This window comes from Hyunsoonleella sp. 2307UL5-6 (genome assembly GCF_047345485.1).
Taxonomy (GTDB): Bacteria; Bacteroidota; Bacteroidia; order Flavobacteriales; family Flavobacteriaceae; genus Jejuia.
Genome location: NZ_JBLFEN010000003.1, coordinates 296,068 through 310,240, shown reverse-complemented (window position 1 = coordinate 310,240; position 14,173 = coordinate 296,068). Strand labels below are relative to the sequence as shown.

The window sequence follows — 14,173 nt, the reverse complement described above, 5'->3', positions numbered from 1 at the left end:
TTATAAAATATCAGTACGAATACTAGGCATTTTTAACTAAAATATTATAAACTAGTGCTTTTGTAGGTTTTAAACCACTCATTTTACGCCTTACCTCATCAAAAGTAACTTTAAAATCACATCCAGATTTATAATTAGAACAGCCATAAGCGGTTTTCCCTTTCAGCACAGTTCCATTTTTACATTTTGGACAAGAAAGCACATCCTGATTTTGGCTTTCTATTGGTTGCTTAGGCTCTAATTTAAGACCAAAGTTATCATCAAAACGCAATAAACCATCAACAGTTCTGGAGTCTTCCTTAAACCCCTTCAAATTAACCGTAGATCCTTTTTGAAGCAGTCGTACAAATTGTTTTTCTGAAATCTTTTTTCCACTAAATTTAAATGGCAAAATAAAATCACATCCCGATTTATAAGCACTACAACCATAAGCAGATTTACCTTTTACTAGGTATCCGTTTTTACATTTAGGACATTTTTCTGAAGTAATTCCGGCAGTTGCCTTAGACTTAACTTTTGTTCTATTTTTTTGAACCGTTTTAGTATGCGAAATATTAGCCCGTTTTGTTTCGCTTCGCACTTCATATACTAAAGCATCTACCATACGTTTCATGTTTTTTATAAACGCACCTGCACTATAGTTACCTTTCTCTATGTCTTTTAGTTGTTTTTCCCACTTACCAGTAAGTTCAGCAGATTTTAATAAGTCATTCTGTATGGTATCAATCAACTGAATACCTGTTTCGGTTGGCAGTACTTGTTTCTTGTTTCGCTTAATATATTTTCTTTTGAAAAGCGTTTCAATAATATTTGCACGTGTTGATGGTCTGCCAATACCATTTTCTTTCATTAAATCTCTTAGCTCATCATCATCTACTTGTTTTCCGGCGGTTTCCATTGCTCTTAATAAAGACGCTTCGGTAAACTGATTGGGTGGTTTGGTTTCTTTTTCTAAAAACGAAGGTTCGTGTGGCCCTTTTTCGCCTTTTTCAAAAGTTGGCAACACGCCTGATTCTTTTACTTTTTGATTCGGACTTTCAAATACAATACGCCAGCCTTTATCTAAAATTTCTTTTCCAGTAGTTTTAAATACTACTTCGGCTGCAGCGCCTAATACAGTGGTATTTGACACAATACAATCTTTGTAAAATACTGCAATAAATCGTTTGGTAATAATATCATACACCTGCTGTTGATTATATTGCAAATTGGTTTGCATTCCTGTTGGAATAATTGCGTGGTGATCTGTTACCTTTTTATCATTAAAAACCTTAGTAGATTTCTTTATTTTTTGCGCTAAAAGTGGTTGTGTAAGTTGTGAATAATCAACTAGTTTTTTAAGTATACCAGGAACTTTTGGATAAATATCTGTTGGTAAAAATGTTGTATCTACTCTTGGGTAAGTAACCACTTTTCTTTCGTATAAGGCTTGCACTATTTTAAGTGTTTCATCTGCTGAAAATCCAAATTTAGTATTACAGTACACCTGTAAACCTGTTAAATCAAAAAGTTTAGGTGCATATTCTTTACCTTTCTTTTTTGTGACGGATTTAATTTCAAAATCACTTTCTTTTACTTTATTTGCCAATGCCTCTCCATCTTCTTTCTTTACAAATCGACCTTCTTCATAGCTAAATAAAGTATAACGGTACAAGGTTTGTAGTTCCCAATATGGCTTTGGTTTAAAGTTTTCAATATCTTTAAACCTATTAACAACCATAGCTAAAGTAGGTGTTTGCACACGCCCTACGGATAGAACTTGTTTGTAACCACCATGTTTTACAGTAAATAATCGCGTTGCATTGATACCTAACAACCAATCGCCAATAGCTCTAGAAAACCCCGCATAATACAAATTATCATAATCTGTCGCTGGTTTTAAATGCTCAAAACCTTCTTTAATAGCCTCGGTAGTTAATGATGAAATCCACAGGCGTTTTACTTCACCTTTATAATTAGCTTGATTCATCACCCAACGCTGAATGAGTTCACCCTCTTGCCCTGCATCACCACAGTTTATAATAACATCTGCCCTTTCAAATAAACGCTTTACTATATTGAATTGTTTTTGAATTCCTGAATTATCAGATACTTTGGTTTCAAACTTTTCAGGAAGCATAGGTAAATTATTTAGATCCCAGCTTTTCCAATATGGCTTATAATCTGCTGGCTCTTTAAGTGTACATAAGTGACCAAATGTAAAAGTTACCACATATCCATTACCTTCAAAATACCCATCATGCTTTGTGTTTGCTCCTAAAACAGCAGCAATTTCTCGGGCAACACTTGGTTTTTCGGCGATACAAACTTTCAAGATGTGTTTCTATTAATGACTAAAATTAATAGTGCAAAATAGAAATTTAAAGAAGTTATTTTTAAGGGAGTTATTAAGAGTTATTAACGAATTCTAAATCTTCAAAATTCAAAAACAATATTTAATTTTACCATTCTCTTAACTTATCTAGCTCTAACTGAGCCTTTAATTCTTTTTCTGGAATTACTTTTAGAAAAGATGGATGTTGCTCTATGGCAAACTCTATTTTTTTTACAATATCATCTGTAGATTCGTTATCGTAATCAATATCTAATGGCGCTTTAATTTCCATGGATTGTAAAATATTTTTCTTCTTAACGCGCAATCCTTTTTTATCAAAAGAGCGTCTAAAACCATCTATTACTATAGGTACCACAACAGGCTTGTAGCGTTTTATAATGTGAGCAGTACCTTTTCTTATAGGTTTAAAAGGGGTTGTAGTCCCTTGTGGAAATGTAATTACCCAACCATCATCCAGCGCTTTACCTATGTTTGAAATATCACTCATTTTCACTTGGCGTTTTACATCTTTACCCTCAGAACGCCATGTACGCTCTATACTTACAGAACCAACATAAGCGAAAATTTTTGGTAACAAACCTGCTTTCATGGTTTCTTTAGCCGCTACATAATACATATTTAACTTCGGATTCCAAATATAACCTACGTTTTTTATAGAGTCTGTTCGCCCGCTTAAACTGGCATTAAACACATGAAACATAGCTACTACGTCAGCAAAATAAGTTTGGTGATTAGATATAAAAAGTACGTTGGTATCTGGTAAATTTTTAATTAATTCAGACCCTTCTATTTGTAATTCGTTAAACCCACGAAAACGCCTGTGCGTCATAGCACCTAAAATGCGAATGAGCCACTTTTTTACAAAGAGTATATGTCCGAAAGGATTTGTTTTAAACAATCCCATAAATTAATAATTAGTTTTTAGGTTGGGCAACAAAGGTAATAAATCTACCATCTACACCAATTGCTTTACTATATCTTTAATTTCACTAAGTATCATAGCGGTTGCTCCCCAAATGGTAAAGTCATTTAATTTAAATGCAGGCACCTCTATATCAACACTATATGATGTTTTTATGTTTTTTAAAATAATATTATCATCATTAATTATATCTAATAACTTTACCTCAATTATTTGCTCAACCTCTCTCTCTTGTTTTTTAAAAATTGGCTGTTGCGCTACAACTCCAATGTATGGCTGCACACAAAAATTACTTGGTGGTATGTATACTTGCGATAATTTTTTAATCACAGTAATATCCTCTATAGGCACACCTACTTCCTCAAAAGTTTCTCTAACGGCAGTGTCTTTAAGGTTTTTGTCCTTGGGTTCTACTTTTCCGCCTGGGAAAGATACTTGTGCAGAGTGAACGCCCTTGTATGATTTTCTTAAAATAAACACCACTTGCATTTGCTTATCTGCATTTGGATAAAATAATGCTAAAACCCCTGCTTTTTTGGCTTGTTGTAATTGCTTATCAGAATATTGCTCAAAAGATTTTCGAGATGGCGGCACCATTTTAAAATGAGATGATTCGGCAGGTAACTCGATATTTTTTATTTTTGACACTAAGTTTTCGAACTCATCAAAATTCATCTTATGCGTATTATATTGGTTTTAAGTTTATTTTTATTATTTCTGAATTGTGAAGATAAACAAACTAAAAAAAAGAATTCATCTAAAACTAAAGACTCTACAACTACTGTAAAACAAGATGAAACACAAAAAGATGCCATAGCTAAAGACACACTTAAACACCCTGTTTTAGATACTAAAAATGCCATGGAATTCTTTTTACAATATGACAAAGAAAATAAAGAAAACACTGTAAGATTAACAACCGACTATGGTAGTTTTGATATTCTATTGTTTGAAGAAACTAAATTCCATCGAGCAAATTTTATTTATTTAACCAAACGCAAATACTACCAAGACACGCAGTTTTACCGCGTAATAGATAACTTTATTATACAAGGCGGTAGTAGCGACGATAGAAAAACAGGAAAAAAACGCAAAAACATAGGTCGCTATTTATTACCTGTAGATGCAGATAGAGGCTTTAAACACGATAGAGGCACCATTTCTATGCCAAGTAGCGATATAGACAACCCCCATAAACTAGCATCTCCGTACGAATTTTTTATTGTACAACAACGTGGTGGCGCTCACTTCTTAGATGGCGATTTTACAGTGTTTGGTAAGGTTATAAAAGGTATGGATGTTGTGGATAAAATTGCAGCTGTTGATACCGATGAGGCCGACTGGCCACTTAAAAATATATATATTAGGAGTGTTGATATTATTGATTGATTAACGTTCATTTAAACTTAAGATATATGTTAAATAGAAAATTTGGATAATTTTAATCTCTACTAAAATTAATTCAGAATTATCTAGTTAATGTCGGTGTAAAAGATTCACTCTCTTCTTCTAAAAAGAAAAAGGTGCCTTGAGACACTTCGTTTTTACTCAGCATAAGCGATTCACTCACTTTTTCTAAAAAGAAAAAGTGGTTCTCTGAGATACTTCGTCTCCGCTCAGCATAAGCGATTCACTCACTTTTTCTGAAAAAGAAAAAGTGGTTCTCTGAGATACTTCGTCTCCGCTCAGCATAAGCGATTCACTCACTTTTTCTAAAAAGAAAAAGTGGTTCTCTGAGATACTTCGTCTCCGCTCAGCATAAGCGATTCACTCACTTTTTCTAAAAAAGAAAAAGTGGTTCTCTGAGATACTTCGTCTCCGCTCAGCATAAGCGATTCACTCACTTTTTCTAAAAAGAAAAAGTGGTTCTCTGCTTACATATCTTGGGTATAAAAATTATAATCTTTTAAAATAATATCAATAAACTCTATATCGCTAGCTTGTTTTACGTCTTTAATACCAACAACGTCAATTAACTTATTTCTTAGCTTTATTAATGTAGCATAATCCTTAGCAGCTCTAGCTCTTGTAAAAGTATCCTTTATAATGCGTGCATCATTATCCGATAACTTTATCACATTAGGATACGTAGGTTTATAATCGGTTTTAAGTTTCTCTAGTATCGTATGGTTTATATTTACTTTATCTCTTAAACTTATTACTCCTGTACCAGCAGCCATATCGCCTAAACGTTGCAACTTTTTACTAAAAATAATCACAAAGAAACCAATACCAAATATCCAAACATCTACAATTCTAAAAAACCAGCGCACTACATAATCAGAAAACGTAGTCTGAAATCCATCAATTTTAACCACTCTAATTTTTAATGCCTTTTTACCAAGAGTTTGTCCGTCCAAAAACGTTTCTAAAACCAAGGAATACAACATTACAGGAAAACTCAAAATAGTGTTTATCCCAATTTGAGACCATTCATCCATACCTTCAAACACTCCAAAAATTTTATTCAATAGTAATAAATATCCAATTTTTATAGCAGTATCTATAATAAATGCAACCAATCGTTCTCCTACACCTGCGGCAGTGAAATTTATTTTTACATTTTGCGTCGTGTTAATTTGTAACTCTGACAATTTATATTTTAATTTATCTCAAATATGAGAGAAGTTGCATTTATAAAGCAAAATAAAGAAAAATGGTTGAGTTTTGAGACAGCTATTCTTAATAATAATTTAAACGATCCAGACGAACTTGCTTCAAATTACATTAAGCTAGTAAACGATTTGGCATATGCGCAAACGTACTACCCTAAAAGTAAGGTGATTACCTATTTAAATCAGCTTGCAACAAAGGCATTTCAAAAAATTTATAAAACCAAGCGTCAAGACACTAATAGAATTATTAGTTTCTGGAAAACCGAAATACCACTAATTTGCTACCAATATCGCAAATTTATTTATGTGGCATTTATTGTGTTTTTCACCTTTACTGCAATTGGCGTTGTATCTGCAGCAAATAATGCAGAGTTTTTACGTTCTGTTGTTGGTAACAGTTATGTAGATCAAACTCTTGAGAATATTGAAGCTGGAGATCCTGTAGCTATATATAAAAGTGGTAGTAATTGGGGTAGCTTTATAGGTATCACTGTAAATAACTTACGTGTTGGTATCATAGCATTTGTTCTAGGTGTTTTTTTGGGTATTGGCACGCTTTACATCATGTTTAAAAATTGTATTATGTTGGGCTCTTTTCAATATTTCTTTTACGAAAAAGAGGTGTTTTGGGAAAGCGTTCGCGGTATTTGGATTCATGGTGCCATGGAAATTTTTGCCATAGTTATCGAGTGTGCAGCAGGTTTAATATTAGGCGCTAGTATTTTATTTCCTGCTACACATTCTAGATACACCTCTTTTAAACTAGGCGCTAAAACAGGCATTAAACTATTAATAAGCACCTTTCCTTTTACGTTTTCTGCTGGATTTTTAGAAGGATTTATTACCAGATATTCTAATAGTATGCCTAATTGGCTATCTGTAGGTATCATATTAATTACTTTAAGCATTATAAGTTATTACTATTTAATTTACCCCTATAAAATTCAAAAACAAATCACCCAAACCTCTGCCCCTATTATTGCTTAATGATAAAAAAACAACCACATATACTTTTAGTGTTCTTGCTTTTACTTTCAATGCAGCAATGGTGTTTTGCAGTAGCACCAACCCAACAACCAGAAGTAAATCGTGTTTTTGATGCTAATTTTAAAGACCGCTACAGTAGCGACACTTATAATTATGAAGGCAAAAAAGTTGTAAAAACATCTAGAATGGGTTCTGGAGATTATAAGGACTATAGTGATGAAAAAATTAAAACTAAAGAACAAAATGATAATGACGAAATTCTAATTAATCTTGGTCCACTTAGTTGGTTGTTTTACCTTTTTCTAATAGTGGCAGTGTTATATTTAGCATACGCTTTACTCAATGATGGCGGCACAGGCATATTTGCTAAAAGCAAAAACAAACATATTACGCGCTATGACGATATTACATCTGAAAATATTGAAAATGCAGATATACACGCTTTAATACAACAAGCTGAAAATGATAAAGATTTCAGGCTTGCTATTCGGTATTATTATCTATTAGTTTTAAAGACATTGAGTTTAAAAAATTATATAAAATTTGAAGATGATAAAACAAATACTGAATACTTAAACGAAATTAGCGACACACCCTTTAGCCAAGGATTTTCATATACCTCTTATTTATACAATTATATATGGTACGGGAAATTCAATTTAGAGGCCTCTCAATATGCTAAAGCCAAAGCTAACTTTACTACACTTTTAAATCAGGTAAAATAATGAAGAAGATTTTACCTATTATATTAATAATCATCACGCTAATAGTTGTAGCCGCCTTAACTTTTGGTATAAAACGCACAAAAACTATAGACTGGGAAGAATCTTTTAACGAAAGAAGTAACAAACCTTATGGTTTAAGTGTACTTTACACAGAACTCCCTAATCTATTTGAAAGCTATAAGTTAAGAACGGTATACCATCAACCATCAAGCTATCTTTATGCAAATTCTGAATATGGTGAAGGCGACCATGACGCTAAGGGCAATTATATAATTATTGGAAAATCAGACTATCTCTCTAATTATTCAGTAAACAAACTCTTAGATTTTGTAGATAAAGGTAATACCTTATTTATATCAGATTATTACTATCCCCAAAAAATACATGACACATTGAATATTGATGTTGATTTTGAATACAACCCTAAAAAAGATAGCATTTCGGAATTATCGTTTCAAAATAAAAATTTAAACGCAACCAAAATAGACAAAACTGAAGGCGATTATTATTTTTCTAGTTTTGATAGTATTAACTACACAGTTTTAGGATACGCCAAAACAGATAAAAAACGTGTAAACTTTATAAAAATCCCTTTTGGAAACGGAAGCATATTGCTGCATACTGAACCAAAAGCTTTTACCAATTATCATATTTTAAAAAACGATAGATATCGTTATATAGAGCACGTATTATCTTATTTACCAGACGACGATGTGTATTTTGATTCTTACACAAAACGACAAACACCTTATGGAGATGCAGAACAAGAATCTAACTTAAGATGGTTTATGGAACAATTATCATTTAGGTGGGCGTGGTATACTGCCTTAATATTCTTATTACTATTTATGATTTTTAACGCTAAACGTAGGCAACGTGTTATAAAAATTATAAAACCAGTACAAAACACATCTTTAGCTTTTATAAAAACAATATCCAATTTATACATTGAAACCCAAGATTATAAAAACCTAACTCACAAAAAAATAACCTATTTTTTAGAAAAAATTAGAACCGACTTTAATATTGACACCGCAATACTAGATGATGATTTTATAAAAAAACTAGCAAGTAAATCAGGTAGAAAAAAAGACGATGTAGCGCAGTTAATTAACTATATAAAATGGTTACAAAGTAAAGATGAACTTACAGAGCAAAGCCTCATCAAATTAAATAAATTTATAGAAGCATTTTATTCACAATAATTATGGACGAAAATAAAGAAGATAACAACAACCAAGAGTTTTTACCAAAATCAGAGCCCAATACAGTGTCATCTATAGATGATAGTGCTTTAAATGATGATACTAAAGACTTAGAATTTAAAAACAGATTAGATTTATCAGAGCTTCAACATAGTGTTTCTAAAATAAGAGCCGAAGTAGGTAAAGTTATTGTTGGCCAAAAAGATATGGTAGATATGCTAATTGCATCACTTTTGGCTAAAGGGCATTCGCTAATTGAGGGTGTGCCTGGTGTTGCAAAAACGGTAACTGCTAAACTATTAGCCAAATCGTTAAGTGTTGGTTTTAGTAGAATTCAATTCACACCAGATTTGATGCCAAGTGATATTTTAGGCACCTCAGTATTCAACCTTAAAGATTCAGAATTTGAGTTTAAAAAAGGGCCTATTTTCTCCAATATGATACTTATTGATGAGATTAATCGTGCGCCTGCAAAAACCCAAGCTGCTTTGTTTGAGGTTATGGAAGAACAGCAAATTACTATAGATGGCCATAAATATATATTAGACACACCATTTATGGTATTAGCAACCCAAAATCCTGTAGAGCAAGAAGGCACATACCGCTTACCCGAAGCTCAATTGGATAGGTTTTTATTTAAAATTGATGTGGATTATCCTAATTTAGAAGAGGAAATTGAAATTTTATCTAGAGAACATGACTTAAAAGAAGGCACGAAAACTGAAAAAATAACATCGTTTTTAACGGCAACACAAATTGCTAATTATCAAAACTTAGTAAACCAAGTAATTGTTGAAAAACACTTATTAAAATACATAGCAGAATTAATTGTTGCCACCAGAAGCAACCGCTTTTTATATTTGGGTGCATCACCTAGAGCCTCAATATCTGTACTAAAAGCAAGTAAAGCATTTGCAGCCATGAACGGACGCGATTTTGTAACCCCAGAAGATATAAAACGTGCCGTAATACCTGTATTACACCACAGAGTTATTGTAACGCCAGAACGCGAAATGGAAGGTGTAACAAGTAAACAAATTATTAATCAAATTATTGAAACTGTAGAAATACCTAGATAAAAAGTTTGCAATCTCAGTTATCAGTAAGCAGTATTCACCAATAACTAAAATATTGAATTTCCTAAAACCCTTTTACATACAACCCCGTTTTTTTTATGCAGGTATTGGTATTGTAGTTCTATTTGCTTTAAGCTACTTTATACCTCTACTTTTTAATATTGCACAGTTAAGTATATTGGTTTTAGTTGGTCTATTTTTTCTAGATATGTTAATTATTTTTATGGGGAAACAAAAAATTGAAGCTCGTAGAATTGTTCCTGATAAATTCTCTAATGGCGATGCAAATCAAATTGAAATTAACATTAGAAACAACTACACTTTTGTGTCTCATTTAGAAATTATAGATGAAATTCCTGAACAATTTCAAATTAGAGATTTCAAAATAAAAGAAACAATACGTCCTAGGCAAAATAGAAATATTACGTATAATTTAACACCCAAAGAAAGAGGTGAGTATCATTTTGGGTTATTAAATATTTATGCCTCTTCTGCCTTAAAATTAGTAGCAAAACGTTTTATGTTTGATACTAAAACTATGGTACCAACCTACCCAAGTTTTAAACAATTAAAAAAGTTCGAGCTATTAAATATTAATAAAAACGCCATGGATTTTGGGCTTAAAAAAGTACGCCGTTTAGGACACACCATGGAGTTTGAGCAAATTAAAGAATATGTGTTAGGTGATGATTTACGCACTATTAATTGGAAAGCAACAGCTAAAAGAAATCAATTAATGGTCAATCAATTTCAAGATGAAAAGTCGCAACCCGTATACTCCATAATTGATAAAGGGCGGATTATGAAAATGCCCTTTGATGGTTTAAGCTTATTAGACTTTGCTATTAATGCCACCTTAGTCATTAGTAATATTGTTTTAAAAAAGCATGATAAAGCTGGTATGTTATCGTTTTCAAAAAAGATAGATAATGTAGTAGTTGCAGAACGTAGAAGCGGACAAATGCAATTAGTTTTAGAAGCGTTATATAATGTGAAAACTGATTATTTTGAAAGTGATTTCGGAAAACTATATGACAACATTAAACGACATATTACACACAGAAGTTTACTTTTAATGTACACTAATTTTGAAACTTTAGATGGCTTAAATAGGCAACTACCATATTTAAAAGCCATTGCTAAAAGTCATCTACTAGTTGTTATCTTTTTTAAGAATACAGAAATTGATACACTTATAAACGACAAAGCAGAAACGGTACAGCAAGTTTATGATAAAGTGATTGCTGAAAAGTTTGATTTTGAAAAACGTTTAATAGTAAATGAACTTAAAAAATTTGGTATCTACTCTATATTAACTACACCAAAAAATTTAACTGTAGATACTATTAATAAATATCTTGAAATAAAAGCTAGAGGGTTATTATAAAAAAAATGTTAGAGTTTTAAATCCTAAATTGTTAGTCTTCAATACCAAAATCAACAATTCATCATCAAAAATTTACAATTCGGTAATTCTAATTATAAAATACTAAATGAGTATCGCATCTTTGAAGTGTTCAACAAAACATAACACTAAAAAACATACATCATGAAAACTTTAACAACAGTATTTATCGCATTATTCTTAACCGTAAATTTTACTAATGCACAAGCAGTAGACACCGGAAACACTATAACTGTAACTATCAAAAATATTACAAATAATAATGGAAGCGTTGCAGTATCACTACACACCAAAGAAACTTTTATGAGAGGCCCTGGCATAAAAAATGCTAAAAGTAAAATAGTTGATGGTAAAATTTTAGTAACTTTTAAAAATGTAACACCTGGAACTTACGCTATTATGGCATTACACGATGAAAATGATAATAATACTATGGATTTTGACGATAGAGGTATGCCACAAGAATCATACGGCATGTCTAATAACCCTATGAGTTATGGACCACCACAATTTGCAGAAGCAAAATTTGAAATGAATACAACTAACTTAGATATAGATATTAAATTCTAATCTATTTAGATATATAACTGAGAGACGACCAAATGGTCGTCTTTTGTTTTTTAGTTAATATTTAACTTGCAATTTTAAAAAATCACTAAATACAATCATAATTATGTATAAACAATAATAGTTTATAAAAAAACTATTATTCTATAAGTAAGATTGATAGTTTTTATATTTTTATAATCTAAACTTACCTTAATGACAATTACGCAATTATACTATGTATTGGCCGTTGCTGAACATCAAAACTTTACCAAAGCAGCAGAAAAATGTTTTGTTACGCAACCTACTTTGAGTATGCAAATTCAAAAATTAGAGGACGAACTTGATATTTTGATTTTTGATCGTAGTAAAAAACCTATTGAGTTAACCGATGTTGGCAGAAAAATTGTAAACCAAGCTAAAAATATTGTTAATGAGTCATATAGAATTCAAGATATTGTAGATCAGCAAAAAGGGTTTATTGGTGGAGAGTTTAAATTAGGTATTATCCCAACAATCATGCCTACACTACTACCCATGTTTTTGAAAACTTTTATAAAAAAGTATCCAAAAATTAAATTAAAAATTGAAGAGCTTAATACAGAAGAGATCATTAATCGCATAAATGAAGGACATTTAGATGCTGCCATTGCTGCTACACCTTTACAAAATGATAATATTAAAGAACGCGTTTTGTATTTTGAACCTTTTGTTGCCTATATACCTAAAGGACATAAATTACATACACAAGAAAAAATTAAAGTTGAAAACTTAGTAATTGAAGATATGCTACTTCTAGAAGATGGCCATTGTTTTAGAGATGGCGTTATTAATTTATGTAAAGTTTTTAAAGATCATGAAGACGATAAGTTTCAGTTGGAAAGTGGTAGTATAGAAACCTTAATAAAACTATCTAACGAAGGCTTAGGCATGACGCTGCTACCTTACTTACATACTTTAGATTTAAATACTAATATTAAACATAATTTACATTATTTTGAAGAGCCCTCTCCTGCTAGAGAGGTGAGTATTATTTATCATAAAAGCGAATTAAAAATGCAGATTATAGAGGCTATGCAATCTGTAATAACTGGAATTATTCGAGGCGCAATTAAATTTCAGGATGTAAAAATTATTAGCCCTTTACCAAGTAAGTGACAATTTTAAAAGTATTATGAGTAAATTAAAAAAGCGACCTTTAGGTCGCTTTTTTTATGCTTTCAAATAAATCATACATTGATTTAATTCTGGGTTTTGCTGCACAAGAGATAGAATATAATGTTTAAGCTCTTCAATCTCATAAGGTAATAATCTTTCAACTGCCTTTTGTACTTCTTTGCAAAACAATGTCGCGTCAAAACTTACTTTCTCAAGTATTGTTTTTGTGTAATCTAGCATTGCTCTTGCCATTTTAATTTTAGGATTTTAGGTTTGTAATAAAGTAGATTTTGGTATATGCACTGTTTTTAGGTTAGTGTATAAAGTTAAACAAAAATTACAAAAGTATACCATTTTAATAGGATTTTAACAGTGTTAAAACCTATTATCACCATCTAAAATATCACCTAAACCACCTAGGATACTGCCCTCACCTTTACCTTTTCCTCCGCTTCTTGGTGCAGATGCTAGCACTCTACCAGCAAGTCTGCTAAATGGTAAAGATTGAACAAAAACTGTTCCTGGGCCTTGTAATTTGGCAAAAAATAGCCCCTCGCCACCAAATACAGTATTTTTAATACCGCCTACAAATTCAATATCATAATCTACAGTTTGATCAAAACCCACAATACACCCTGTATCTACTCTTAATGTCTCTCCTGCTGCTAATTCTTTTTTAGCCATAGTACCACCCGCGTGTACAAATGCCATACCATCACCTTCTAATTTTTGCATAATAAAACCTTCGCCTCCAAATAAACCACGTCCTAGTTTTTTTGAAAACTCTATACCAACGCTTACACCCTTCGCAGCACAAAGAAAAGCATCTTTTTGACAGATGAACTTACCACCAAACTCAGTTAAATCTATTGGGATAATTTTTCCAGGATATGGCGATGCAAAAGACACATTACGCTTACCTACTAAATCGTTATAAAAAGCCGTCATAAACAAACTCTCTCCAGTTAGGATACGTTTGCCTGCACCTAATATTTTACCTAAAAAGCCTGTGTCTTTTTGAGAACCGTCTCCAAAAATAGTTTCCATTTTTATACCATCATCCATCATCATAAAGCTTCCTGCTTCTGCTATAACACCTTCTTGCGGATCTAATTCTATTTCTACATATTGCATTTCTTCGCCATAAATGCGATAATCTATTTCGTGTGAAGTCATTTTAATTGATGTTTTTATGTTTA

Annotated in this window: 14 protein-coding genes; 8 read left to right on the top strand and 6 right to left on the bottom strand. The window is 31.8% G+C overall.

Annotated elements, in window-relative coordinates:
- Positions 1-22 precede the first annotated feature (22 nt).
- The 3 genes from ACKGJY_RS07340 to ACKGJY_RS07330 form a co-directional block, all read right to left on the bottom strand.
- On the bottom strand, positions 23-2,314 hold the full coding sequence (locus ACKGJY_RS07340; protein WP_413973223.1) for a DNA topoisomerase 3: 2,292 nt from the start codon (positions 2,312-2,314) through the stop codon (positions 23-25).
- A gap of 127 nt (positions 2,315-2,441) precedes the next feature.
- The gene (locus ACKGJY_RS07335; protein WP_413973222.1) at positions 2,442-3,239 is read right to left on the bottom strand and encodes a lysophospholipid acyltransferase family protein; all 798 of its coding nucleotides are present in this window, start codon (positions 3,237-3,239) and stop codon (positions 2,442-2,444) included.
- Between the two features lie 51 nt (positions 3,240-3,290).
- Positions 3,291-3,932, bottom strand: a complete 642-nt coding sequence (locus ACKGJY_RS07330) for an NUDIX hydrolase (RefSeq protein WP_413973221.1) — start codon at positions 3,930-3,932, stop codon at positions 3,291-3,293.
- A gap of 3 nt (positions 3,933-3,935) precedes the next feature.
- On the opposite strand from ACKGJY_RS07330, the gene ACKGJY_RS07325 reads away from it, so the two are divergent.
- Complete coding sequence (locus ACKGJY_RS07325; protein ID WP_413973220.1) at positions 3,936-4,646, top strand: peptidylprolyl isomerase; 711 nt, start codon at positions 3,936-3,938, stop codon at positions 4,644-4,646.
- Between the two features lie 485 nt (positions 4,647-5,131).
- On the opposite strand, the gene ACKGJY_RS07320 is transcribed toward ACKGJY_RS07325, so the two are convergent.
- Positions 5,132-5,851: an RDD family protein gene (locus ACKGJY_RS07320; RefSeq protein ID WP_413973219.1), complete on the bottom strand. Its 720-nt coding sequence runs from the start codon at positions 5,849-5,851 to the stop codon at positions 5,132-5,134.
- A 24-nt stretch (positions 5,852-5,875) separates the two neighbouring features.
- Here ACKGJY_RS07320 and ACKGJY_RS07315 point away from each other — a divergent pair, with 24 nt between their 5' ends.
- The 7 genes from ACKGJY_RS07315 (at position 5,876) to ACKGJY_RS07285 (ending at position 12,974) form a co-directional block, all read left to right on the top strand.
- Positions 5,876-6,859 carry a stage II sporulation protein M gene (locus ACKGJY_RS07315; RefSeq protein WP_413973218.1) on the top strand — a complete coding sequence of 328 codons (984 nt, stop codon included), beginning with the start codon at positions 5,876-5,878 and terminating at the stop codon, positions 6,857-6,859.
- Positions 6,859-7,584 carry a hypothetical protein gene (locus tag ACKGJY_RS07310; protein ID WP_413973217.1) on the top strand — a complete coding sequence of 242 codons (726 nt, stop codon included), beginning with the start codon at positions 6,859-6,861 and terminating at the stop codon, positions 7,582-7,584. The genes ACKGJY_RS07315 and ACKGJY_RS07310 overlap by 1 nt, the downstream gene beginning before the upstream one ends.
- Positions 7,584-8,789, top strand: coding sequence for a DUF4350 domain-containing protein (locus ACKGJY_RS07305; protein ID WP_413973216.1), 1,206 nt, complete (start codon positions 7,584-7,586; stop codon positions 8,787-8,789). The genes ACKGJY_RS07310 and ACKGJY_RS07305 overlap by 1 nt, the downstream gene beginning before the upstream one ends.
- A 2-nt stretch (positions 8,790-8,791) precedes the next feature.
- Positions 8,792-9,868, top strand: a complete 1,077-nt coding sequence (locus ACKGJY_RS07300; RefSeq protein WP_413973215.1) for an AAA family ATPase — start codon at positions 8,792-8,794, stop codon at positions 9,866-9,868.
- Positions 9,869-9,920: 52 nt separating this feature from the next.
- A complete protein-coding gene (locus ACKGJY_RS07295) occupies positions 9,921-11,252 on the top strand; it encodes a DUF58 domain-containing protein (protein WP_413973214.1) in 1,332 nt (443 codons plus the stop codon).
- A gap of 162 nt (positions 11,253-11,414) precedes the next feature.
- Positions 11,415-11,840 carry a DUF2141 domain-containing protein gene (locus tag ACKGJY_RS07290; RefSeq protein WP_413973213.1) on the top strand — a complete coding sequence of 142 codons (426 nt, stop codon included), beginning with the start codon at positions 11,415-11,417 and terminating at the stop codon, positions 11,838-11,840.
- 192 nt (positions 11,841-12,032) lie between these two features.
- Positions 12,033-12,974 carry a LysR substrate-binding domain-containing protein gene (locus tag ACKGJY_RS07285; protein ID WP_413973212.1) on the top strand — a complete coding sequence of 314 codons (942 nt, stop codon included), beginning with the start codon at positions 12,033-12,035 and terminating at the stop codon, positions 12,972-12,974.
- Positions 12,975-13,028: 54 nt separating this feature from the next.
- Here ACKGJY_RS07285 and ACKGJY_RS07280 read toward each other — a convergent pair whose 3' ends face one another.
- Together ACKGJY_RS07280 and ACKGJY_RS07275 are read right to left on the bottom strand one after the other, a co-directional pair.
- Positions 13,029-13,226 carry a hypothetical protein gene (locus ACKGJY_RS07280; protein WP_413973211.1) on the bottom strand — a complete coding sequence of 66 codons (198 nt, stop codon included), beginning with the start codon at positions 13,224-13,226 and terminating at the stop codon, positions 13,029-13,031.
- 123 nt (positions 13,227-13,349) lie between these two features.
- The gene (locus tag ACKGJY_RS07275; RefSeq protein WP_413973210.1) at positions 13,350-14,150 is read right to left on the bottom strand and encodes a TIGR00266 family protein; all 801 of its coding nucleotides are present in this window, start codon (positions 14,148-14,150) and stop codon (positions 13,350-13,352) included.
- Between the last annotated feature and the right edge of the window lie 23 nt (positions 14,151-14,173).